The following is a 24387-nucleotide window of genomic DNA, read 5'->3' as shown; positions in this document are numbered from 1 at the left end:
AATATTGCTATAAAACTCTATCGTATTATTAGAAAATGCTTTACACAAAAACAAACAGCCTTACCGAAAGGATCTCTGAATGAATAATATTATTGACGGAAAAAAACTTGCTGAAGAGATTATTGTGAAAGTTAAGGCCGAAACAACAAAGCTCCGCCATCACTATAATATACAACCTAGTATCGCTGTTATTATCGTTGGAGATGATCCAGCAAGTCAAGTATATGTCGCCTCAAAAAATAAAAAAGCCGAAGAATGTGGGTTTCTTTCAATCAAACATGCCGTTTCCAAAGAAACACAAGAAAAAGAACTCCTGCAACTTATTGCAACATTAAATTCTGATCCCAAAATTCATGGTATTTTGGTACAGCTGCCTCTCCCTGCTCATATGAATACAAATCGCATAACACAAGCCGTTGCTTTCCAAAAAGATGTTGATGGGTTTCATTATATTAATGTAGGAAAACTCGCGGCAAACGCACTTGAAGATGCGATTATTCCCTGCACACCAGCTGGTGCCATGATGATGATTGAACAACACTGTGGGCAAGATTTATCTGGACTTGATGCTGTCGTTGTTGGACGCTCTAATATTGTTGGAAAACCTATGGCTGCCCTTTTAACAGCAGCCAATGCCACTGTGACAATTGCCCATAGTCGTACCCGTGACCTTGATGATGTGTGTCGAAGCGCTGATATTCTCGTAGCAGCTGTAGGTCGCCCACAAATGATTAAAAAAGACTGGATAAAAGATGGTGCAATTGTTATTGATGTCGGTATTAACCGCGTTGCTGCACCAGAAAAAGGGATAGGGAAAACACGTCTTGTTGGTGATGTCGATTTTGAAAACGTAAAAGAAAAAGCTGCTGCGATCACCCCTGTTCCAGGAGGCGTTGGACCAATGACAATTGCCATGCTTATGGTTAATACACTCAAAGCTGCTGCGCGATCACACAATCTTCCTATACCAAAATTCTAAGAATCGTAACAGTTCATTGTGCATGGTTTCATGGCGCAGACTCATCTTGTTCATTTTTGCATTTTTCATGTCATAAAAACAGATGCTCCTTGATCCGCACGATTAACGGATTGACGAAAAACATGAAAAAGTTCACGTCCAACGCCATGTTCGTTTTTTGAAAGATCAGGAGGTGTGATTGTTCGCGCGTTAAATTTTTCTAAATCCTCCAAAAGAGTTAATTTACCCCCATGAACATCAAGGAAAACAATGTCACCATCCTGCAAACGTGCAATGGGGCCATTATCCACTGCTTCTGGTGTCACATGGAGGGCAGCAGGAATTTTTCCTGATGCCCCTGACATACGGCCATCCGTTATCAATGCTACCTTTTGACCGCGATCTTGTAAAACGCCTAAAATAGTCGTTAATTTATGAAGCTCTGGCATACCATTGGCTTTTGGTCCTTGATAGCGAATGACAGCGATAAAATCTTTATCATGCAACGCTCCAGATTTAAAAGATTTTTGTAGTTCTTCTTGATCATTAAAAACAAGGACAGGAGCTTTAATCTGCCAATACTCTGGTTTAACAGATGAAACTTTTATAATAGCTGTTCCCAAATCTCCTGATAAAACACGAAGACCACCGTCAGGCTGAAATGGCTTTTTCCACCCTACTAACACCTTATGATCACCACTTTCCTTGAGAGCCGCTTCACGCACCACATGACCATCAGCAGAAAGCTTTGCTTCAATTGCATAAGCATTGAGATCTTTACCAAAAACCGTAGAAACATCTTCATGTACTAAACCTGCCTCGATAAGTTCGCGAATAATAAATCCCATCCCCCCAGCTGCATAAAAATGATTGATATCCGCTAAACCATTTGGATAAATTCGCGCCAAAAGAGGCACAACGGATGAAATTTCTGCAATATCATGCCATGTCAATTTAATACCGCAAACAGCAGCCATAGCAATCAAATGAATCGTATGATTGGTAGAGCCTCCTGTTGCATTTAATCCTACAATGGCATTTACAAAAGAACGCTCATCAATGATCATACCAAGTGGTCTATAATGATCACCAAGATTTGTCATTTCAAGTACACGCTTCGTAGCTTCCTTTGTTAAAGCATCACGCAACGGTGTATTCGCATTAACAAAAGAAGCTCCAGGCATATGAAGCCCCATCATTTCCAGTATCACCTGATTTGAGTTAGCGGTTCCATAAAATGTACATGTTCCTGGCCCATGATAAGAACGTGCTTCTGATGCTAAAAGTGTTTGGCGATCTATTTTATTTTCCGCGTAAAGTTGACGTATCTTCGCTTTTTCATCATTACCTTGACCACTTGTCATAGGACCAGCTGGTATAAAAATTCCTGGTAAATGACCAAATGTTAGTGCACCAATCAATAAACCTGGTACAATTTTATCACACACCCCAAGATACAATGCTGCATCAAAGACATCGTGTGATAAGCTTATAGCTGTTGCCATTGCAATTACTTCACGCGAAAAAAGAGAAAGTTCCATCCCCGCATTTCCCTGCGTAACACCATCGCACATCGCGGGAACACCACCTGCAACCTGTGCAACACCACCAACCATACGAGCCGACTCTTTAATTAAGTGAGGAAATTTTTCAAAAGGTTGATGCGCTGAAAGTATATCGTTATATGCCGTGATAATGCCAATATTCCCAACGATATTTCCCTTCAAACGCTCTTTATCTATTGTACCACAAGCAGCAAAGCCATGAGCCTGATTGGCACATCCTAAAAAACTCCGTTTGGGGCGATGGACTTGTGCTTTTGCAATACGATCTAAGTAAATTTCTCGTGTTGATCGAGAACGTTCATAAATCCTTCGTGTAACTGTGGCAATTGTCTTGGAAAGTGCCATATTTCTCTCCCCCTTTCATTGTTTCTTCCCCTCATTCATTGAGAGAGATTACGTTTTTATTCACCTTGTGTCGCATATTCTGATTCACCTATTTCATTTTCTGCAGGCGACCAATAAACCTGTACAAGATGAGGGGAATTACGCAAAATTGCCCGAATAGGCATTTCTATTTCAGATCCATCTTGACACGCTTCTTCAAAACAATCGCGTTTCTGAAAACCTTCAAAATGGAGAATAATACAACGAGATTGCATAATAACTGGCAAAGTTAGTGAGAGTCTTGGCTCAACAGCGCTCTTGGCATGAAGGGGTAAAACAAGTGCTTGTGTTCGAAGATCAAGCGCTTGCTTTAAACGATCAGCATCAGGAAAAAAGGAAGCTGTATGTCCATCAATTCCCATTCCTAAAACAACAACATCAAAGGGTTTAGGCAAAGTATTAACACGATTTGCCGCTGAAAAAGCAGCAAGTTCAGCAGTAATTGCTTTATGATAAAGCCCTACAAAACGCGCTTTTTCGGCAAAATTTTGTAACAAATGACACCGTACCATATGTTCATTTGAACGTTCATCGTGTGTAGGGACAAAACGTTCATCGACCAAAGTGATAATAATCTTTTGCCAATCAATATCCGCTTTTGACAAATAATGAAAAAACAATTCTGGTGTTTTACCACCAGACACCGCTAAAACGGCTCTCTTGCGCTCAAGAACAGATACACTAAGCTCTGCTGCTACTCGATCTGCTAATGCCAAGGCTAAAGTCTGAGGAGTTTCAAAATCTAAACGGTCAATATTCATTCTATACATACTTATTGCTCTAAACTAAATTGTTCCATATACGCCCATCACGTTCTATGAGGCTCGTCGAAGCAGATGGGCCCCATGAACCAGCGTTATAACTGTGAACAGGCTGTTTTATTTCTTCCCATCCCTCAATGATTGGATCAATCCAACGCCAAGCAGCCTCAACTTCATCACGACGCATAAACAGTGTTTGATCTCCACGAATAACATCCATTAATAAACGTTCATAAGCATCAGGATTACGTTCAGAAAATGCGGAAGCAAAACTCATGTCTAATGGAATGTGACGAAACCGCATACCGCCATAACTTGGATCCTTAATCATCAACCATTGTTTTACACCTTCATCAGGTTGGAGACGAATCACAAGCCGATTAGAAAAAATTTCATCTAAATCCACATTAAAAATATTATGAGGAATAGGTTTAAAAACCACAACAATTTCAGACATTCGCGTGAACATGCGCTTACCTGTTCGTAAATAAAAAGGCGTATTGGCCCAGCGCCAGTTATCAATCTTAACCTTAAGCGCTACAAATGTTTCACTCTTACTCACTCTTCCCAAATCATCGAAATAAGACTTTACAGATATACCATTTGATAGACCAGCAAGATACTGTCCACGTACAGTATGCTGCCCTACATTATGGACATCAAGCGGTGTTAAAGACTGCAAAACTTTAAGTTTTTCATCGCGCACAGCATTAGCACTGTTGGTAAATGGTATTTCCATCGCGACCAAACAAAGTAATTGTAGCATATGGTTTTGAACCATATCGCGGAGAGCACCAGTGCTTTCATAATATTCTGTACGCCCCTCTAACCCCAAAGATTCAGCAACGGTTATTTGAACATGATCAATATAATTGGAGTTCCATAGCGGTTCATAAAGTGTATTAACAAACCGCAATGCCATTAAATTTTGAACAGTTTCCTTCCCAAGATAATGATCAATACGAAAAATCTGCTCTTCATTAAAGGTGCTTGCAAATACATCATTAAGTGAAACAGCTGTTTTTACATCACAACCAATTGGCTTTTCAATGATAATCCGTGTTTGTGGTGTCACCAAATCATTTTTTTCCAACTTCATCGCAATATCAGCAAAAAGTGACGAACCAACAGCCAAATAAAAAGCTCGAATATCCGCTGAATCTTGTGATAGAAGGAGGGCTAAATCCTCCCATCCTCGATTTGAGGAAACATCAACAGAAACGTAAGTTAAACGTGCAAGAAAACGATTGAGTTCTGTTGAATTTAGATCTTTTGGATGGATATGTTTTTCTAAAGAAATGCGGACAAAATTTTGATATTCTTCACGACTTAAGGAAGTGCGCGAAACCCCAATAATACGTGTTGGCTCACTGAATTGCCCAGCACACTGACAATGATACAAAGCCGGCAAAAGTTTGCGCGAAGCCAAATCACCATTGCCACCAAAAACAATACAATCAAAGGAAGAAACTGGAATAATTTTACGCACCATGAACTTGTTTATTTTTCCATTCGATTATGAAATCCCATATCACTTATAAAAGCTTCCATCATTAAAGCAGACAGATCCTAAATAAGCCATTAATTTTCTTCATTTCAAGCAATGTTTCCATTAAAGGCGATCCAATAAAGAAAACCAACGCATTGCTAAAAATATAAGCGGATAACGCAAAACGCGTCCCCCCGGAAAAGATGAAATCTTTAAGTCTTGGAAAGAGGCAAAACGTTCATGATTCCCAGTCAACCATTCTGCGTATAATTTTCCCACGAAAGGAGCCAGCATAACGCCATGCCCTGAATAACCACCACAATAAGTTATCCTTGAGAAAAGTTGTCGAACATAGGGCATGCGCTCAACTGTAATGGCAACCGTTGCTCCCCACCGATGACTGAGATTGATAGAATGTAATTGAGGATAAATTTCAACAATTTGCCGTTTTATACGTTCATCTAAATTTAGAGGATGCTTATTATCATAACTTTCTACACCACCAAATAAGAGACGATTATCAATACTTTTGCGAAAATAGCGAACCATAAAACGGGAATCATCAACCGATTCCCCCCCTATAAGAATTGAACTATGCTTTGGTAATGGGTCCGTTGCTCCAATATAAGAGCGAATAGAAATAATATTTTTTTCAATAAAACGCTCCAGACCAAGTTTATACCCATTTGTTGCAAGTAAAACATGCTCTGCTGTTACACTGCCTTTTTCTGTTATCACTTTCCAATGAGCTCCCTTGCACCTTACGGTCGTTACTTGTGACTTCTCATAAAGCTTAGCACCAGCATCTTGAGCTCTTTTTGCCAACCCAACAATCAATTTTAAGGGATTTATATGGCCGGTATCCGCATCATAAATACCACCACAATAAAAAGTTGATCCAAGTCGCTCAGATGTTTCAGCCTTATCCATAAAAGTAAGCGCGTGATAGCCATAACGCTGCATCGCCTCAATATGCCGTTGATAAGAGAGAAGCTCACGCCTTTTATGCGTCACAGAAAGCTGTCCTCCTATCAAATCACACGAACAATTAGGCATTGCGCATAAAGATAAAATATCTCTTTTAGCTTCTTCTGCTAAATCAAATAGAGCCTTACTGCGCTCAAAACCATACTTTTTTTCTAATGTTTCTACCCATTGCCGTTGCCCTGTTCCCAGCTGTCCACCATTGCGCCCTGAAGCACCATCACCAAAACGTGATGCTTCAAATAAAACAACATCTACTCCAGCCTTGGCTAAATGATAAGCAGCCGAAAGACCCGTAAATCCGCCTCCAATAATGGCAACATCACACTGTCTGTTTTCACAAAAAGAAGGATAAGAGGGACGTTCTCTTAAAGCATATTCATACCAAGAAATTCCTGGAGAAATTGAATTATAACCAATCATCGTCATAAAATTTAAACATTCAGCAGGAGATATTCACGCTCCCACGGACTAATTACTTCCATAAAAGTTTCAAACTCTTGTCGTTTGATTGCAGCATAAGTACTGACAAACACATCCCCTAAAATAGCACGTATCACTGTATCTTGTTCAAACAAATTGACTGCCTCAATGAGTCCACGTGGTAACTCAATATTATCAGCGTTTACATTATTTGTCGCTGGCTCATCCGGCTCAATTTTTTGTTGCAAACCAATAAGACCACACGCTAAAGAAGCCGCAAGGGCTAAATAAGGATTCGCATCTGATGAAGGAAGTCTATTCTCAACACGCCGTGCTTGAGGAGCAGAACGGGGAACTCGAAAAGCTGTAGTACGATTATCATATCCCCATCGCAAATTAACAGGAGCCGAATTATCAGGGACAAGACGTCGATAAGAATTCACATAAGGCGCAAGCATCACAAGTACCCCTGGCATATGTTTTTGCAATCCACCAATAAAATGCCGAAAACTGACACTTTCTTCACCATTCTCCTGTGTAAAAATGTTCACACCCGTTTTCTTATCAACAACCGATTGGTGAATATGCATCGCAGAACCCGGCTGCCCTTGAATGGGTTTTGCCATAAAAGTTGCATACATATCATGTTTTAGTGCTGCTTCACGAATTGTTCGTTTAAACATAAAAACTTGATCCGCTAACTCAATAGGATCACCATGACGTAAATTAATTTCAAACTGTCCTGCTCCTTCTTCATGAATAAGAGTATCAATTTCCAATCCTTGTGCCTCTGAAAAATGATAAATATCATCAATCAAATCATCAAATTCATTCACACCGGCAATGGAGTACCCCTGTCCACCACCAATTGAACGCCCAGAACGACCAACTGGTGGAACTAACGGATAATCAGGATCGGGATTTTTTTGTACCAAATAAAACTCAATTTCTGGGGAAACAACAGGGCTTAAACCCATTTTTGTGTAAAAATGAACCACCGTTCGTAAAACATTGCGTGGTGTGTAATCTACAACCTGACCATTTTGATACACAAGATCACAAATCACCTGTGCCGTAGGCGCATCTTCCCATGGAACAATGCTTAATGTAGAAAGATCAGGCTCAAGGCGTAAATCACCATCTGCTTTAGGATATTCAAAACCATGACCATCTTCAGGATAATCCCCTGAAATTGTTGCCATAAAAACTGCTGAAGGCAATGCCAATGATGTTTCCGATGTAAATTTTTTAGAAAGCATCATCTTGCCCCGTGGTACCCCTGCTTGATCAGGCGTAATACATTCAATATCCTCTACCTTACGGAAAGCAAGCCATTGTGAAACTTGTTCCCAATTGCGCACACCACGTAAACTTTTGAGAAAACGAGAAACAGGTTTAAAATTCTTACTTTTCGTTTGTTTAACATTTTTTACAGCCATAACATACCAACTTTAAAAACAATCAAGCCCTATTCTTATTGTATCAGCCCCTGCATAAACGACACGAAAAAAATTTATCAACTGATATTTTTGAAGAATACTATAAGATCCATCAAGGTAAAAGAACTTTACGCTCAAAAAGCTATCCTATCACCATAGTGAAAAAATTGATATTTCACGCGATACATCGGTGCGAACCTTCTCCTTATATAAAACAGTGAGAAATACCATAGGGAAAGTAACCTAATTCCGATTCAAATAATCATATATAAACAAACATTGGCGAGATATTTAATTTCCTTTTGGCTAAAAAACAGAATTTAAAATATCATCACAAAAACCTATGTAGAAAGTAATTTAACTGTTGATACGTATAAAGCCTATACTCCTATAGACTTTCCGCCAAATTCTTCTTTAGAAATGGGAGAGCTATACAAACCGCTAGAGTAAGCCATGAAAGCTTTAAGGGAATTAGAGATGATTGGCAAATTTTTTCCTGAAACTTGTGTAGCTTGGATCTTCCCCGCGTTCATGAATAGTTCCCAAGTCCTATTTATTTCCTGCTACGTAAGCCACCGCAAGCCATTTGTTCGCTTTTTCCCACATAATTTTACAGATGTAGAATCAATCTTATTGTGATGCGCATATCCAGAGATTACTTTATCCTCTACATTAGAACCAAAAACATGAACAATACGCAGAGGTTCCGGTAAGAAGGCCAACCGCTCAATCTCAACCTACACGAAAATGCATGTGCAAGCGAATGCCCGCATAATATGCAATATTTCAAGCCCGTCCATAGTAGTACCCCTTTTAAAAATTGTGCCTATGGCTTATAATAATCTCCAAAATACATATTTAGCCCTTGTCTGAAATAACTCAATTTTGGATTGATGAGAACGAAAACGCGCTGCGATAATCACGTTGCTCAGCCCTAATAACCGGCGAAGGGAGCCAATATTCCTGCACCACCAATGACTAAATGACGGTATTTCCTATCATTTTTGATCATATCCTCCACCCTTATTGTACATTTTATCAGCAAGATGTGCGCAGCAAGCCCGTACATTTACGCTGCTAAGTCTCCGTGTACGGTTTTCATTCTCAAACGCAAAATCATCTTTAGCCGAAGCAACTTGATATTGCAGTGCCTGTCTATAAAGCGTATGCACAATTGGTACCAAATATTCACATGACGGTATGTATTGGGGGCTGTATTGCCATGATCCTCTCGTTTGACAGCCAACAAAAAATTCGTAACATTCAGCAGCAAAAGATGCGTTTTAAGAAGGTATAAGATGCCCCCTAAAAAATTAATTATCCGTAATAGCACTGCTGAATTTCTGATTTTCGCTCAACAAGCTGGTGAAGACGGCATTGAAGTTCGCTATGAAAATGATACAATCTGGCTTAGTCAAAAGCTTATGGCAGAGTTATTCAGCGTAGATGTACGTACAATCAGCGAACATTTAAAAAATATATTTGAAACTCAAGAATTAGATGAAAACTCAGTTATCCGGATTTTCCGGATAACTGCCTCTGACGGTAAAAACTATAATACTCAATTTTATAACCTAGATGCCATTATTGCTGTTGGATATCGGGTTAACTCCAAACGCGCGACACAATTTCGACAATGGGCGACACAAATATTACGCGATTTTGCAATTAGAGGCTACGTCATAGACAAAAGGCGCCTTGAAAACGGACAGACTCTTAATGAAGACTATTTCGAACATTTACTCGCTGAAATAAGAGAAATTCGCCTTAGTGAACGGCGTTTTTATCAAAAAATTACAGATATTTATACAACCAGTATAGATTATAACAAAGATGCACCAACGACACGTGAATTTTTCGCAAAGGTTCAGAATAAATTGCATTTCGCTGTGCACGGACACACAGCAGCTGAACTGATTACTAAGCGAGCAGACAGCACAAAAAAACATATGGGTTTAGCAACATGGGAGAATTCTCCACATGGTAAAATTGTAAAAACCGATGTTACAGTTGCTAAAAACTATCTAACACAAGATGAATTTAAGGAGCTTGGCTTAATTGTTAACGCTTATCTTGATTTAGCAGAAAGCCGCGCCAAGCGAAAATTGCCAACGACTATGGAAGATTGGGCAAAACAATTAGATAAGCTCCTCGAGCTAGACGAGCGGAATATTTTACAAAATGCTGGAACAATCACAGCAAAGATTGCTAAAAACCATGCCGAAAATGAATTTGAAAAATACCGCATCATTCAGGATAACTCATTTGAATCTGATTTTGACAAAGAAATTAAAGCCCTTGAGAAACCTAAACGTAAAAAAAGTGATAACTAAAAGCTCGCTATGTGCTTGAATAAAGCTGTCTTAAGCGCAGTGATGACCAATGCTTCTAAGATATTGAATCGCAGCACTTTCCACAAATGTGTATATGCACACAACAATACTCTCAGCACAAGCCAATAATCCTGTATTCATGGAGGCCAACACCTAATTCCCATCTCAATCTCACCCCGCCCCAAACATAGGATTGCGTTTTATTAAATAACCCACGCGCATATAATTAAAGATAGAAACGATTAAGCTTGCACCAATCATGCCAAGCCAATAGCCAATAAAGCCATATTCAAAAAAATGCGCCATGAACGCTCCCCCAAAGAGTCCTACCCCCCAATAACTTATTGCTACAACAATTGTGGACCAAAACGTATCAAGCAATCCCACAAGTATGCCATTGAGCATAGCTCCTAAAGTGCCAAAAGCAAAAGACAATAAGATGAACGGAAGCAACTCCCAAGAGAAAACAACAACACGGGCTGAAGAAATATCAAAGATGGTTGTAAGGATAAATTCATAAGAGAGATAAACAATCCCTGATAAAAACAAGACATAAACTACAGCAAAAACTGTGACACTCATACGCAACTGTTTTAGAGCCATATTATTCCTATCCGCTCTATACCACGCTGCTATTGTCGCAGCTGCGCTGGAAATCCCCAAAGCCACCACAGAAATAAGCATATCGAGACGCATTCCTATCGTATGCGCAGCCAAAGCTTGGACCCCATAAGCCATAATCATAAATGCAATGACAGAAGGAAAGCCTTCCGCAATAAGAATACGTATACCAATGGGTAGCCCTACTCGCAGCAATTTTATTATTCGTGAAATCTCTAACTTTGGCCTCAAATAATTAAAGCGAAAAGAATGAAAAGCAGAATTGCGGGACAAAATTATTGCTACTGCAATAACAATCAAAATACGGATCAAACTGCTCGCAATTCCAGCACCAAAGACACCTAATCCGCTTGCAGAACCTATACCAAAAATAAGCAGCCAAGAGATAAGAAAATTTATAGGGATAGCTGCAAGCATAACAAAAGTTAAGGGCTTTGGATTACCAATTGCGGACAGTAATCCGCGGCTATTCACATAAAGATAAAAAAATATCACCCCTATAGCAACGCCACGATTATATTCCTGCGCTATAGCAGCAATTGCCTCATCTTGACCAAAAAAACACAAAATATTCCTCGTATTGAGTAAAATGATCGTGCTCATCATTCCAATCAAAAGGGAAAGCCATATTCCTTGATCAAACCATGCCTTTAATGCATATCTATCTTGTCTGCGAAAGCTTTCCGCAAGTTTTGGTGCAACCGCGGTAATAATACCTAGCCCAAACAACATAACAAAACTAAACATACTCAGAGCCAACATTATACCACTCAAAGCTTGAATACCTAAATGCGCCACAAACGCTGCATCTGTGAAAGAAATCATCATCTGAGAAATAAACCCAACAGCCAGAGGCATGCCAAGAGAGAGCAATTGCTTCAGCACAACAAACATTGTGAAATATCTTTCCATATTGAAGGGCGTATTAAGCCTAGACCTTTTAAACAAAACTCATTGATTTTTTCCGTAAAATCTGTCCATCGCAAATCTTGCACAAAGAATGCATAATGAGAACGCATAAGCTTAAGAGGAGAAGCCCAGGTCTTAAAGGAGAAGCGTAATGCACCTTTATTGGTTTTTTGGACTTCATGCCATGCGTTTTTTTGTACAACATTATGCCCCCAAGCAATTACAATCGTTGATAAAATATCCTCAGCAAGCGTTTGTTCATCTGGCACATCCATTTTCAGTATTTTTAATAAAATTTTTTGAAAGACTTCTTGGTACAAAACTTGATATGCTCCCCCTAAAAAACCAATTCTTGGCAATAAAGAACTGTTGAAAAATATAAAAAACAAACGAGGGACTAGTCGTCCTGCTTGAAAATTTTGTACAACGCAATCAACTTCAAAATCAAGATGCAGATCCAAAACAATCTGAATGTCAAACGCTGTCTTTTAACTGGAGAGGACGCACACGTCCTTCAATCGATAGCCAAAATAGATCTGTGGCGGTGGACATGAAATTTTTCCATAAAGCTTGTGATTTTAGCTGACAAGCATTATGAGTTACTAAGACATCATCATTTAATGACAAATTAGAATCGATATCTACAGAAATGCCCCTGGACAGCATATACGCGCTACCTAAAAAATGCGTTTACTAACCCCAAAAGGGTAATTTTATCTTATTAAAAACAAACAATAAATTGACAAGAAGCTTTTTTAGATAAAATCTCTGCTCATTGAAACCATTTGGCTCTTTTGAGAAAAAAATCACGAGAGAAAGGTCTTTGCTTTATTATCATTCATACGCAAAAAAGTCCGAGATGCACAGGTTTCTGAAGGAAAAAACAAGGGAAATGAGAATTAAAACAGTTGTAAAAATGAAAATGGTACTACAGATGATACATCGGTGCTAACTTTTGACTAGTATAAAAGATCGACGCATCAAATTAAATATATTTTACAAATAAGCACGAACATTTTGCTCCGCACTAGGTTTTATATAGCTGCAGAATATCTCCTTTATTCGACAGCAGCTATTGCAGCGCCCCTAAAACGACCACACTTTGGAATAACCTCCTACCAAGCTACCCATCGCAACTAAAGATTCACCATAAACCAGAAAGCACTTTATGACTAGATGCACTCCAACAAAGTACAATACCTAATAAGCAAAGCGATAAACTCCATACGAATAGTCATTTTCTTCAAAAAATAATAATTTGAGTCCGCATTCGAATCCAATCTGGCGCATTTATGATATCATAGCTCCTACATGCCGACAGCATAAATTTGTCATCTAAGGATAAATCCAATGGGATAGATATATCTCTTAATAGATACATCTCTTACAAGAATATCATACTCATAACAATTTGAACCAACGACATCCGCTAAACTAAATTCACCGCTCATATCTCGAAAAGACAAAATTTGTGGCACTCTATTCTCGTGATACTGTGCAGACCGAGCACACATCCCCAGAGCCAAGATTGTAATTAAGTTCGTACCATTCCGCTCTTTTATAGAGCTAATATTTGAAAATAAATAACCATAATCTTCAGATATAATACGCCTAGATTCAATAATTACCGTAAGCTTATGTAAATCACAACCCAATTGTGACAATGCCTCATAAATTTTACGAGAGTATTCGTCATTGACCGTCACGGCATCGCAGAACGCTGTGGAAGTCGGATATCCCTCACCTAGACTGATATAAAAACTTATCTGATCCTTCAATGCGTAAATATCCTTTCCAGCCTTAGTTAAGGTGGATACTATTAACTCAGTCGAATTCAAATTAGAGCCCACATGTAAATGCACCCCATTAAGCCTAATCCTATTGGATTCTAGCAAAGATAATGCGGCACGTAACTTCGCCGCAGTCATACCAAAACGCGATCTATCCCCGTTTGCCAATACATGGCACAATCTCAATGAGATTTTAGGTAATATGTCAAAATGGCGGGCAAGAGCGATGATGTCATGTCATTCGATAATATTATCACACTGGACATTTATATGTTTTCTAATAGATAATTCTATCTCTTCTCGAAGTTTTACAGGGATATAAAAAATGTATCTCTACCTTTAAAACCATCTTTTTGCGCTAATGATATTTCATAACCAGACGCAAATTCCAAGTCCCAGTAACATAACAAGAATGCCCCGCCCGTCCATTAAAATACCCTGCTTTTTCTCGCTCTAGGCATTCATAGCCCGACCACGTAAAACAGGATACCAATTACAATATCAGACCATAAGGCTGCAAGAGAAAGTTCTTTTATATTTTTATCTTTCCATTGCCTCTTAAACAAGCTCGTCTGTTCATATAAGAAGTTATATGTATAATACATATAACTTCTACAAAAGGGGGATTCATTATGTTCCGTGAAAATCTTTGGTAATACACTCGGGCGATTAGATCACTAGTCGCCCGTCAATAATATAGTGCGCGTTAAGAAATTGGGGGAGATAAGCTATGCAACTCGTGGATCATCCTTTTGTGAAGTTCGATCAACTCAAGCTGATTTACAACTTCACATATCCGTTATTTCGCACTATTTCAAATGAATTTTACGATTACCTAGACTTTAATAAACTAGCGCACAGTAAGCAGATTCCACAAGCGCATACTATTTCTCTTTATTTGCATATTCCCTTTTGTGAAACCATCTGTTCCTTTTGTCCCTTTCAGAAAGGGGACTACAAGCACGTTAAACAAATCGAATCTTATATGTCAGCGCTTACCACAGAGATCAGAACCAAAGGAAATTTCATTCGCTCGCTTAGAGGGCCCATCCGCAGCATCTATATAGGGGGCAGCACACCATCGCTTTTGTCGGCAGATAATATCCGACACATCGGAAAAGTATTGCATGCCGAATTTGAGCTCTCTTCCTTAACCGAATTTACACTGGAAAGCGAACCGAAAAGCGTCACACGTGATAAACTTTATGCTGCCCGTGAGATCGGCGTTAACCGGATAAACTTCGGTGTACAGAGTTTCATTGAGCGTTTCCGATCATTGTTTAACCTCACCTCAACACGTGAACAAATCAACAATACCGTGGCTTTGTCACAAGAGATAATTGGACATGTGGGTTTCGACCTACTATATGGCATGCACAGCCAGCAAGCCGAAGAACTATTATACGATTTGAAGCAAGCCAGCGAGCTTCACCCTGAAACCATCAACCTCTATGCAATTAACAATCTGGCTATCACGTCGCAACTGCATAAGTCTTACGCACAAAAAGGGCTAAAGCCATCCAGCCTACAGCATCGACAGATGCTTCGATTATTTAGCGATATCGTTATGCGCAGCTGCGGCTATGCGCCGTGTAATGGGCATTCCTATATCAAAATTGCCAATAACACTCCTCTAACGCTCGCTAAAACGAGTTCAGCTAATTATTTCCGCTATCACAAATATTTGTATGGTTATCATGACGATTATGTGGTTGGCTTCGGGGCGTCAGCACTGTCGATTCTCGGCTCACTCGTCACACGAGCCAATCCCTATCGAAGCGGATACATTACCGACATACAACTTAAAGGCAAATCCAAAGTATACTACAATTGGGTATCAGCGGAGCAACAAGCCTCCACGGCTTTGTGTATGCGGCTACCTTATAACGGCTATGCCAAAAAAGAAAGAATTGACTGGATCGCACTCCCCTCTTTCGTATACAATAACCTACAACAGCCCATAGGTGCAGGTCTCACCGCAGAAAGTGATAACAATCTCCAGCTGACTCAACGTGGTTGGCAATGGTATTCCAACCTTATGTATTTTCTTCTACCTCAGGAAGACAGGAATATCTTGGACGACTATGTCGCAAACATGCTGAATACAACCGCCGTACTTGATGGAACAGCGGAAACCTGTGTGGCATCTTAAGGAGAATAGAATGTTCACGCTTTTTGCCAACAAGAACATACGCTATTTTTGCCTAACCGTTAGTCTGCTCGCCTTACTCAGCGGTGCTTTGCGCACTGCCATCCCGCTATTAGCAAGACAATCTGGATATGGCGTAGTCGGAGTAAGTTGGGCGCAAGGTCTCTTCTCATTAGCGTGGCCAATTTTCGGCATCCTTGCAGGCGCTTTACTTGATCGCTGCGACAAAATAAAACTTGCCACCACAGCTCTCCTCATCTTCACGCTACTGCATATTGTCCTGTTCGTACTGCTCATGATACAGATTGCTCCAGCCGAACAAATTTTCTTCTATGCAACCATTGCTGGATTCATCGTCGTTTCTGCCGAAGCTTATATAATGACGATTCCACCACTTATCATGGAGGGAGAGCGATTGATGACCTTCTACTCTATTGTCTTGTTTTTAGATTTCGGGGTCTCCTATTTTCTTGCCCCTGTCATAACAAGCAGCATTTTAGCGCATAGCACACTGCTATTTCTCGGCCTTTTAATCGTGCTTTTTATCACATTGATTTTTACCGCTCGCCGTGCTGTTCCGACATCGCCAACACCTGATAAAGAAAACATCACTTTCCGTTATATCATTGCCGGCTTTCATTTCATTTTTTCAAATCGGCATCTTACCTCCCTTACATTACTCACATTTTTTCTATCGGTGGTATTTGGAGCATTCCTAACCTCGTTCATCTTCTTCGTTACCGACAGTCGGTATCTGGGCCTACATAGCAGCCAATATGGCGTGATGTTTGCAGCCTACGCGCTTGGAACAATGGCAGGTGCCCTATTTGCACCGCGTATACGTTATGCACCGGTGCGCCTAGCTGTTCTCACTGACGGTTTAGGAACGGTTGTCTTGCTGCTGATTCCAGCCTTTTCAAAAAGTGCTGTCATCGTATGGGGCGTCACCTTTATTGCTGGCGTTGGAGCAAGCTTATGGTTTATTGGTGTTACCGCCTTCAGGCAGCGCCTCACACCAAAGCAACTTCTCGGGCGAGCAAATTCTGCTTTTCGGGTGATAGGCTATGCTGGAACGCCGGTCGGAAGCTTTTTGGTCGGCGTCCTTGGTTCTTTTATATCATTGCAGTTTGCTGCCACCTTTATCGCTGGACTACTATTGGTGGCTATCGCGATAACGCTTCCTTTTCTTTGGCAGGCTGATCATATAGACACACCCAACCCTGCCACAAGGTAACAGCTGCTTTTTAAAAAAGACACGGTCGGAAAAGGCACACATATCCTATTACGCAATCGATTGATCTGTTCTTTGGACGAGAAAATTATCACCATAATGGCTGATAGAGCCAGCGGCATTATAGAAGCAGCCAAACAAGCGCTAAAGACAAAACAGCCCCTTTACGTTGCATTGGGCGATAATCTCAACGCCCTATATAAAGAATGCAGAGAGCTTATAGCGTACGGAGCGCGATTCTTAACTAAAAACTCCGCCCTAGCAATGCCCACTTATACTTCAGTTAATCCGTCACTCGCTGGACATCAAATACCTCACCCCTTTACTGCTCCTCAAAATACATTTGCTGCATTTACACGCCGTATTCTTCCTTTGTAATTAAAAGAGCAGCCCTCCTTTCCTCATTTAGGATCTCTGCCTACACAATGCAGCAACAGATGCGACCATATATGCAATCACGCCTTAGGACCTGCATAGTAGAAAGCTTAGTTCGAAAGATTCATAAAGCCTATATCCCAATAAATTTGCCGCCCAATCCACCTTTTAAAAGGGCGACTTTATATAAACCGTTAGAGCAAGCTATGAAATCCTTAGGTGTATTAGAAATAATTGGCGGTTTTTACCTCAGACCAATGTTGATTGACTTTTACTCGTGCATATATGCAAGCGGTGCTACTCTTTTCTTAGATAGAAAAGACATAATCATTACCGTCTGACCTATTATTGTTTGAAAATAAAAAAAAGTATCAGTGCGACTGATGATATTGAAGAGCTATCTCATTATGTGGCTGTACTTAATTACGGCATTGGGAAGCTAGACACGCAATCACCCGTTTCTGCGCGCCTTCTGCATGATATTCATAAGATTTTATTATGCGATAAACGCGGTACGTCCAAAAGCCTTGGCGAATTTCGCAAAGCACAAAATTAGCTTGGCGGTAAGCAACTAAAGACAGCGTTATTCGTGCCACCCACTCCTACCACAGCCCCCCACTCTCTCTACCACCATCCCCCGCTTAGAATCGCGCCAACTCATCACAGGAGCTTCGTTAAACACCACACCAGTCTCAAGGGCGGTAAAATGCGCCTTGCCGCATTTAATCTTCAGCATTTCTTTAAGGCGCAAATCAAACTCGCTATTCGTTCCTTTTGTTTCCAGCACAAAGTAAAGCTTTTGTTCGCCATCCCGCTCTAAAAAAACCGCCCAATCAGGCGTATAAGAACCAATGGGAGTGGCTATTTTAAAACTTCTTGGCAGTTTAAAAAACAATCTGACTTCTGGATCATTTTCAAGACTTTGTGCAAACTCTTTCTCCACACTGCTTTCATAAACCACATGATCATACACACTCTTCTCACTCACAACAGCTGTACGCTCTAAATTTGCCACAAGCTCTTCACTGGTAAAAAGCTCTTGCACACTATATTCTTGCCCGACCAGCTTTAAATATTTAATGCCATCAATTGTAAGATTAACATAGGTTTTATTGAGTATTTCTTCTATGCGCTCTAAAAAAGCTTGTGGATTTTTCACAAACTCACGCTCACGACCACTCTTTGTCAAAATACCAATAATTGTCTTTGCTGTTAATTTCAGCTTTAAGGTCAAATAATGTACAATGTTCGGCAGTGCACAAAAACTATAATCAAGCGCACTCTGCTTTAATAACTGCTCTTCATAGGTCACACCAGCACTATCCAGTTCTATCTCTGCTGTCTGATAAACCAAATGCGCGGGCGCAACTGGCGCCATTTTTTCCACTGCATCCACTGCTTTGGCAACAAACTCTGTGCGATCAAGCTTTGCACGATAAGTGGTCTTTTTATTGATCTTCTCCCACAAGGCCAAAAACTCTGGTGAAGCCACTGTTTGCTTTTTAAGCTTAACCCGCACCTCGCGCGTAGCATTACGAATAATCGGCATGGCTTGGCTCGCTTCTAGCGCCTGCAGCACAGCCTGCTTTTGCCCTTTACTAAAACGTTCACTTAAATCCAACGTCCCAGTCGCCCATTGCGCTTTTAATGTATCTGTGATTTTTCCTGCTGATGTAAGCAAGGCTTTTTCACGCAACTCAACCAATATATCAGCAGCCTCTTGCGAAGACAGAATCTTTGTTTCCGTCACAGCTGTCATATAAATCAGATCTTGCAGCATCTCAACATTAATAAGCGCGCCCGCATTAGTTTTTTTCACAATTTCTTGACGCAATTCGCGTGGCAATTCCTCCGCCCCTATAGCATCAAATTCGCTCGCTACTAAATCTTGATCTACTTTAACGACACCCGCCTCATCAATAAAATCTTTTGCAACAAGTATTTTAACAATTTTTTGTGCTTGCGATACTTCCACTTTAGCGGCCACATATTTTACATCTTCATAAATACGGCCAACCAACTGCTCCATCTGCAATGTACCAAGTTTATAACCAATATCCGCTTCTAATTCTTTTTGCAATGTACTCACAAACTCAGCAAAGCTTTCATTCACCATGACATGCAGCACATTTATATCTTTATCTTCTACCTGTTCACCTTGTTGATTTACGCACAAGCGCAAACCGCGACCAATCTTTTGCCGTGCGGTAAAATTCGATTTTTGCTCAATCAACATACACACTTGAAACACATTCGGATTATCCCAGCCTTCTCTCAAAGCCGAATGTGAAAAGATAAAACGCAAGGGGCATGCAAAAGATAATAACCACTCCTTATCACGCATAATCGTGTTATAAGTGTCATCATCAGCTTGGCTGTCGCCCTTTGTATCCTTATACACGCCTTTCTTGTCTTGCGAGAAATAACCGCCGTGCACATTTCGAACATTTTGCGCAAACTTAGTTCGTAAGGAGGCATATTTCTTTTTCGCCAACAGCTCTTCATAACATTCTTCAAACATACGCTCATAAAGTGCTGGCTCTTCATCAGAGCTACGATATTTAGCCACCTCATCAATAAAAAAAAGTGATAAAACTTTAATCCCTAAAGGCGCAAGCCGCAATTCTTTATCTAAATGTGTTTCTATAGTGCGATAAATTTGCGCGCGTTTAAGCTCTATTGTATTTACATCACCAAGTGCGTGGCCAAATTTGACAACTTCAGTATCAGAAAACTCAACAGCTTCATCCCCCGCCATGCAATTGATACCCGAAACAATATAACCCCTATAAAGCTCACGCCCGCCCGTAACGCGATACAGATCATAGCCTTGTCTCACTGTAACTGTTTTGCGGCTCACAGTGCCATTCTTTCCCGCAATATCCAACTCTAAGCACGCCTTAAAGCCATGTTTGTGTGATACGGATTTCAAGGCAATATAGGGACGGTTAAAATCTTGCTCTATCTGATTAGAAGAGACACAAATTTGCTTTACCAGTCCTTTTTGATAAGCATCAACAGGTGTTAAACGATATAAAAGATTAATCTCCTCTTTATGCGTGGCACTATAACGGAAAACACAAAGCGGATTAAGGCTCGCAATAGCCTCTTTCGCTTTTGCTGTACTATCCACCGATTGCGGTTCATCTATGATCACAATCGGATTTGTATCTTGGATATAGCGCATAGCACTTTCGCCATTCAGTCTATCTTGCGGAAGATTGATAATATTTTCCGCTTTTTTAAATGCATCAATATTGATAATCATAATTTCAATATTGGTAGAGCTTGCAAATTGGCGAATTTGCGAAAGATCTTTTGAATTATAAATAAAATAACGATAGGGCAGATTATCAAACTCTGCTTGAAAATGCTCCCTTGTTACTTGAAGTGATTTATATACCCCTTCGCGAATAGCAACACTTGGTACGACGATAATAAATTTGATAAAGCCATAGCGTTGATTTAACTCAAAAATCGTCTTGCTATAGACATAAGTTTTGCCTGTTCCCGTTTCCATCTCAATAGAAAACTGCTTTTGCTCTAGCGTCTCACTCGCCACGAGTTTATTGTTCTGTTGCACCTCTTGTAAATTTGCTAATATAGTTTCATCACTGATCAATAATTGATTACCATAACCAAATTCATTTAACGCTAATTGTCCTTGTTCTGAATACAAGAAAATAGAAGAATCTCGTCGTGGTTGTCCTTTAAATAAATCAATGACGCTTTTAACCGCATCATTTTGAAATTCTTGTTGTTTAAATTTAAGTTTCATATCGCCGCCCCAATCGTCTCTCTATAGTTTAAATTTTATCAAAACTTACTTCATTGTCTTTAAAGATAAAGTCGCAATTAATAAGCGCCTCATCACTTTTAAAGGCCGCATCAAGCGCTACGATTTTTACGGGCAAATACTTTATCATCTCTTCCGCATCTTCGGGGTCAAAGGGCGGGTCTATGGCTATAATCACTAAGACATCGCCTTCGCTCTCACCTATATAATAGAATTTTTTGCCATTGATTGGTAAAGGATAAATTTTTAAATCCAATGGCCAACCATATTTAAGTATGATCTCGAAGATAATATCTTGATGAGAGCGCTCGGGATTTACCCCCCGTAAAATATGATCCAAACGCATTTGCAATTGTTCTTTAACATCAAGTGCATTCGGATCAATCGGGCTATCGTCCCATATGGAAAAGTTGGAACTATCGAGCTCTAGCACGCGAAATCCGATGTCTAAAGGCTGCTTGCTTGTGAGTTCTGCTTCATGCTTTTGCTTGATTTGTGCACCAGCGCGGCGAATACGTTCGCTACCTATATCGCAGATAGTTTTATAACCAGCCTTATAAGCTTCGCTCTTCTCATCACACAATTCAGGCAATTGCACCATGATGAATTTGCGATTGCCACCATCTTCGGCATTCAAAGCCATCACTGCATGCGCTGTTGTACTAGAGCCAGCGAAAAAATCGAGAATGATGTCGTTATTTTGAGAATCAGTTGCAAGAAGTAATATTTTTTTTAATAAATCTACCGGCTTCGGGTTATCAAAATAAGCCCCTCCTAATAAAGCTTTTAAAGCTTTTGTTGCTTCCGCTGTATAAAACTTTTCATCCCACCAAGACGTAGCTACTCTCCGTGATTGTAATGCTTTTTCTTTATAATATTTTTGTTGGAGACCATTTGCCGTTTTTACAATCAGCCCTTGGTTGTATTTTTCTTGCATCGTTGCTTGGGAATAACGCCAATAACCCGTTACCCCCTCAAACGTATAATGCGGATTACCCTTAGCTGCCCCACCAGGACCATCTACGGGAATCAGCTTGTACTCGCCAATATCGTCTTTCTGGTTGAAGCCTTCCGTTATAGGAGGCAAACCAAATTTATGTCTTTGAGAAAAAAGCGTAGCTATGTTTTTTGCATATACTAAAATAAAATTGTGACTAGACGATATTATTTTATCGTTAGATATAGATGCGCGGGACTTATGGCAAATTTGAATAACAAAATTCTCTTCGCCAAACACCTCGTCGCACACTTTGCGCAAATTATGCACTTCATGATCATCAATCGAGATAAAGATCACCCCATCGTCACGCAATAAGGTCTGTGCCAAACGCAAACGCGGATAAATCATATTGAGCCAAGCCGTGTGAAACCGCCCCATTGTCTCAGGGTTAGATTTTGTCGTTTGGCTTGTCACTTCCTTATATCGCGCCAACGGGTCTTTAAAATCATCACCATAGATAAAATCATTCCCCGTATTATAGGGCGGGTCTATATAGATCATCTTCACTTGGCCAAAATAAGCCCGCTGGATAAGTTTTAACACTTCAAGATTATCGCCCTTAATATAAAGATTATGTGTATTATCAAAGTTTACGCTCTCCTCGCGCTTCGGACGCAATGTCGCAAGTGAAGGCTTTTGCGCAAGCTTTAAACTTGCTCCTTTACCCTTCCATTCAAATTTGAACTTCTCAAAATCATTATCAATATATTCGCCGCATAGATTAAGGAGCTGATCTATATCCAGCTTTCCCTCAGCAAAACACTGCGGAAAAGCTGCTTTTAACTTTTCTATGTCTGGATTAATAGGGCTTTGACTCATGCCTTCTATTTTATCTTCACCCGCTATTATACTCATCTTTGCGCTTCTCCGTTACGCTTAGTATAAAATATGTCTATGAATATTTCTTTTGTACGTCGCAATTCCTTTTATCCTATTTATTTCTATATCCTCTGCAAATTTACTTTCATGAAAAGTGTCGTATAAGCTGTTCTCTTTATTTTTTAAAGTTTCTTGTGCTTGTTTTATGTCTTTTTGCTTACGCAAATCGGCTAGATCAATTCGCATTACCACATTTTGATCATTTTGCCTTTCTTTGATTTACTTTGAAAAAGCAATAATTTCGCGCCCTAAATTAGCCGCTGTTTGGCATAATTAAAGACAGCGATTTTATATTTTTTTGTGTGCTATTATGGCACTTACAAATATTATCAATAAGCTTATCAATTGGCACAAGCACATCCAAAATATGTCTATCTTTTAGCCTTGTCATATTTCTTACAAATCGAAGAGCTGTATCGTCAATTTGACGACATGCCACCATGGGTAAATTTAAAATTGCGTCACATGTGGCTTGGTCAAGCACATACAAGTACTATCCTGCCAACGAAAACATAAATTTCTTCATCATTTATTTCGACGCAATAAAAACCATTTCACAAGGGATTATGTCAGCATCCACTTCTAGTTCTCCCTTGTCCGCACAAGCAAGATTTGCTAAAATACCTTTTACGGAGTGTAAAAACACCCTCAAACGCCCACCAGCAGACTGAAAATCCTTCCCATGCCATAAAACGCTTTGCCTTTATAGGTTTTATACTGTGTGTCAGATTCATAATAAAATATAGCTCTTATCATTTTGTCCCTGAGTGATTTGTATTGCCTTATCAATCATATAATTAGGCTCATGTACAAACCATGCTTTTACAATCTGCCATAGGAATGTATTAATCTCTTGCACTCGCTCCTTAAATATATTGCGGCATAATTTTTACATTATCAGCAACGCTGGTATTAATTGCCAACCTTCATGACAATAAGTTTTAACAAAGCTTTCGCCTGCTTCTTTTTATCGTCCAGTGAGTTAAACTCCTGTTCTAAGCCTTCTTCGGTGAATTTACGTTTATATATAGCGCCGCGTATTGGTTTTATCGCTTGTTTAAGCACCTTTCTTGTCCCCTGTCATCCTCTCATCCCCGCCTTACAAGGCTAAAAAACAAATAGCCATTCCAATTGATGCCGGTAATATGCTTGGCAATAACTTTCAAGCTTTTGTAAATCTTGCCCTCATTGATAGCCTTTTGGCACCACAAGCACATGATGGGTTTGTCCTAAATAATCGTCACTGAAATAAGTGTGCCATAAGGCTTTGGGCTCCTACATTGACGTATACTTTACTGTGG

General features: G+C 39.9%; 19 protein-coding genes. 6 read left to right on the top strand and 13 right to left on the bottom strand.

All coding sequences use genetic code 11. The features are described 5' to 3' along the window. Positions 1–79 precede the first annotated feature (79 nt). Positions 80–979 (top strand): bifunctional methylenetetrahydrofolate dehydrogenase/methenyltetrahydrofolate cyclohydrolase FolD, encoded by a 900-nt coding sequence (gene folD, locus ACFILW_RS05295; RefSeq protein ID WP_375623523.1) that lies wholly within the window; start codon positions 80–82, stop codon positions 977–979. Between the two features lie 65 nt (positions 980–1044). Here the strand turns inward: folD and edd are convergent, their stop codons facing one another. From edd to ACFILW_RS05270, 5 genes are all read right to left on the bottom strand, one after another. Further along, entirely contained in the window at positions 1045–2868 is a 1824-nt protein-coding gene (gene edd, locus ACFILW_RS05290; protein ID WP_375685296.1) for a phosphogluconate dehydratase, read from the bottom strand. Positions 2869–2924: 56 nt separating this feature from the next. Next, positions 2925–3677, bottom strand: coding sequence for a 6-phosphogluconolactonase (gene pgl / locus ACFILW_RS05285; protein ID WP_375623519.1), 753 nt, complete (start codon positions 3675–3677; stop codon positions 2925–2927). Positions 3678–3687: 10 nt separating this feature from the next. Further along, on the bottom strand, positions 3688–5160 hold the full coding sequence (gene zwf, locus ACFILW_RS05280; protein WP_375685295.1) for a glucose-6-phosphate dehydrogenase: 1473 nt from the start codon (positions 5158–5160) through the stop codon (positions 3688–3690). Between the two features lie 120 nt (positions 5161–5280). After that, positions 5281–6564 (bottom strand): NAD(P)/FAD-dependent oxidoreductase, encoded by a 1284-nt coding sequence (locus ACFILW_RS05275; protein ID WP_375685302.1) that lies wholly within the window; start codon positions 6562–6564, stop codon positions 5281–5283. A gap of 11 nt (positions 6565–6575) precedes the next feature. Further along, a complete protein-coding gene (locus ACFILW_RS05270) occupies positions 6576–8003 on the bottom strand; it encodes a glutamine synthetase family protein (RefSeq protein ID WP_375623514.1) in 1428 nt (475 codons plus the stop codon). Between the two features lie 1298 nt (positions 8004–9301). Here ACFILW_RS05270 and ACFILW_RS05265 point away from each other — a divergent pair. After that, on the top strand, positions 9302–10336 hold the full coding sequence (locus ACFILW_RS05265; RefSeq protein ID WP_375685294.1) for a virulence RhuM family protein: 1035 nt from the start codon (positions 9302–9304) through the stop codon (positions 10334–10336). A gap of 171 nt (positions 10337–10507) precedes the next feature. Here the strand turns inward: ACFILW_RS05265 and ACFILW_RS05260 are convergent, their stop codons facing one another. The 4 genes from ACFILW_RS05260 to ACFILW_RS05245 all read right to left on the bottom strand — a co-directional run bounded on the left by ACFILW_RS05260 (position 10508) and on the right by ACFILW_RS05245 (position 13842). Next, positions 10508–11851: an MATE family efflux transporter gene (locus tag ACFILW_RS05260; protein ID WP_375685293.1), complete on the bottom strand. Its 1344-nt coding sequence runs from the start codon at positions 11849–11851 to the stop codon at positions 10508–10510. Further along, positions 11836–12327, bottom strand: a complete 492-nt coding sequence (locus ACFILW_RS05255; RefSeq protein ID WP_375623510.1) for a hypothetical protein — start codon at positions 12325–12327, stop codon at positions 11836–11838. Before ACFILW_RS05255 ends, ACFILW_RS05260 begins: the two co-directional genes overlap by 16 nt. Before the next feature lie 13 nt (positions 12328–12340). Beyond that, the gene (locus tag ACFILW_RS05250) at positions 12341–12532 is read right to left on the bottom strand and encodes a hypothetical protein (RefSeq protein WP_375623508.1); all 192 of its coding nucleotides are present in this window, start codon (positions 12530–12532) and stop codon (positions 12341–12343) included. Positions 12533–13197: 665 nt separating this feature from the next. After that, the gene (locus ACFILW_RS05245; protein ID WP_375646364.1) at positions 13198–13842 is read right to left on the bottom strand and encodes a hypothetical protein; all 645 of its coding nucleotides are present in this window, start codon (positions 13840–13842) and stop codon (positions 13198–13200) included. Positions 13843–14386: 544 nt separating this feature from the next. On the opposite strand from ACFILW_RS05245, the gene ACFILW_RS05240 reads away from it, so the two are divergent. The 4 genes from ACFILW_RS05240 to ACFILW_RS05225 all read left to right on the top strand — a co-directional run bounded on the left by ACFILW_RS05240 (position 14387) and on the right by ACFILW_RS05225 (position 17967). Further along, positions 14387–15808 carry a radical SAM protein gene (locus ACFILW_RS05240; RefSeq protein ID WP_375685292.1) on the top strand — a complete coding sequence of 474 codons (1422 nt, stop codon included), beginning with the start codon at positions 14387–14389 and terminating at the stop codon, positions 15806–15808. A 10-nt stretch (positions 15809–15818) separates the two neighbouring features. Then, positions 15819–17039 carry an MFS transporter gene (locus ACFILW_RS05235; RefSeq protein WP_375646361.1) on the top strand — a complete coding sequence of 407 codons (1221 nt, stop codon included), beginning with the start codon at positions 15819–15821 and terminating at the stop codon, positions 17037–17039. A 3-nt stretch (positions 17040–17042) separates the two neighbouring features. Beyond that, a complete protein-coding gene (locus ACFILW_RS05230) occupies positions 17043–17414 on the top strand; it encodes a DNA-processing protein DprA (RefSeq protein ID WP_375646388.1) in 372 nt (123 codons plus the stop codon). A gap of 406 nt (positions 17415–17820) precedes the next feature. Continuing rightward, positions 17821–17967: a hypothetical protein gene (locus tag ACFILW_RS05225; RefSeq protein ID WP_375623500.1), complete on the top strand. Its 147-nt coding sequence runs from the start codon at positions 17821–17823 to the stop codon at positions 17965–17967. 27 nt (positions 17968–17994) lie between these two features. On the opposite strand, the gene ACFILW_RS05220 is transcribed toward ACFILW_RS05225, so the two are convergent. From ACFILW_RS05220 to ACFILW_RS05205, 4 genes are all read right to left on the bottom strand, one after another. Then, complete coding sequence (locus tag ACFILW_RS05220; protein ID WP_375685291.1) at positions 17995–21189, bottom strand: DEAD/DEAH box helicase family protein; 3195 nt, start codon at positions 21187–21189, stop codon at positions 17995–17997. Between the two features lie 28 nt (positions 21190–21217). Next, positions 21218–23062 carry a site-specific DNA-methyltransferase gene (locus ACFILW_RS05215; RefSeq protein WP_375685290.1) on the bottom strand — a complete coding sequence of 615 codons (1845 nt, stop codon included), beginning with the start codon at positions 23060–23062 and terminating at the stop codon, positions 21218–21220. A gap of 936 nt (positions 23063–23998) precedes the next feature. Beyond that, entirely contained in the window at positions 23999–24151 is a 153-nt protein-coding gene (locus ACFILW_RS05210; protein WP_375685289.1) for a hypothetical protein, read from the bottom strand. 23 nt (positions 24152–24174) lie between these two features. Further along, a complete protein-coding gene (locus ACFILW_RS05205) occupies positions 24175–24303 on the bottom strand; it encodes a DUF2924 domain-containing protein (protein ID WP_375685288.1) in 129 nt (42 codons plus the stop codon). Positions 24304–24387: the final 84 nt, after the last annotated feature.

This window comes from Bartonella sp. TT110JLCBS (assembly GCF_042193405.1).
Classification (GTDB): Bacteria; Pseudomonadota; Alphaproteobacteria; order Rhizobiales; family Rhizobiaceae; genus Bartonella.
The sequence above is the reverse complement of the archived record's forward strand: the minus strand, read 5'-3'. Positions and strand labels throughout refer to the sequence as shown.

Excerpts from the sequence above, each read along its gene's own strand:
- folD (WP_375623523.1), top strand. The coding sequence starts at position 80 with ATGAATAATATTATTGACGGAAAAAAACTTGCTGAAGAGATTATTGTG.
- edd (WP_375685296.1), bottom strand. The coding sequence starts at position 2,868 with ATGGCACTTTCCAAGACAATTGCCACAGTTACACGAAGGATTTATGAA.
- pgl (WP_375623519.1), bottom strand. The coding sequence starts at position 3,677 with ATGTATAGAATGAATATTGACCGTTTAGATTTTGAAACTCCTCAGACT.
- zwf (WP_375685295.1), bottom strand. The coding sequence starts at position 5,160 with ATGGTGCGTAAAATTATTCCAGTTTCTTCCTTTGATTGTATTGTTTTT.
- ACFILW_RS05275 (WP_375685302.1), bottom strand. The coding sequence starts at position 6,564 with ATGATTGGTTATAATTCAATTTCTCCAGGAATTTCTTGGTATGAATAT.
- ACFILW_RS05270 (WP_375623514.1), bottom strand. The coding sequence starts at position 8,003 with ATGGCTGTAAAAAATGTTAAACAAACGAAAAGTAAGAATTTTAAACCT.
- ACFILW_RS05265 (WP_375685294.1), top strand. The coding sequence starts at position 9,302 with ATGCCCCCTAAAAAATTAATTATCCGTAATAGCACTGCTGAATTTCTG.
- ACFILW_RS05260 (WP_375685293.1), bottom strand. The coding sequence starts at position 11,851 with ATGTTTGTTGTGCTGAAGCAATTGCTCTCTCTTGGCATGCCTCTGGCT.
- ACFILW_RS05250 (WP_375623508.1), bottom strand. The coding sequence starts at position 12,532 with ATGCTGTCCAGGGGCATTTCTGTAGATATCGATTCTAATTTGTCATTA.
- ACFILW_RS05240 (WP_375685292.1), top strand. The coding sequence starts at position 14,387 with ATGCAACTCGTGGATCATCCTTTTGTGAAGTTCGATCAACTCAAGCTG.
- ACFILW_RS05235 (WP_375646361.1), top strand. The coding sequence starts at position 15,819 with ATGTTCACGCTTTTTGCCAACAAGAACATACGCTATTTTTGCCTAACC.
- ACFILW_RS05220 (WP_375685291.1), bottom strand. The coding sequence starts at position 21,189 with ATGAAACTTAAATTTAAACAACAAGAATTTCAAAATGATGCGGTTAAA.
- ACFILW_RS05215 (WP_375685290.1), bottom strand. The coding sequence starts at position 23,062 with ATGAGTATAATAGCGGGTGAAGATAAAATAGAAGGCATGAGTCAAAGC.
- ACFILW_RS05205 (WP_375685288.1), bottom strand. The coding sequence starts at position 24,303 with ATGTGCTTGTGGTGCCAAAAGGCTATCAATGAGGGCAAGATTTACAAA.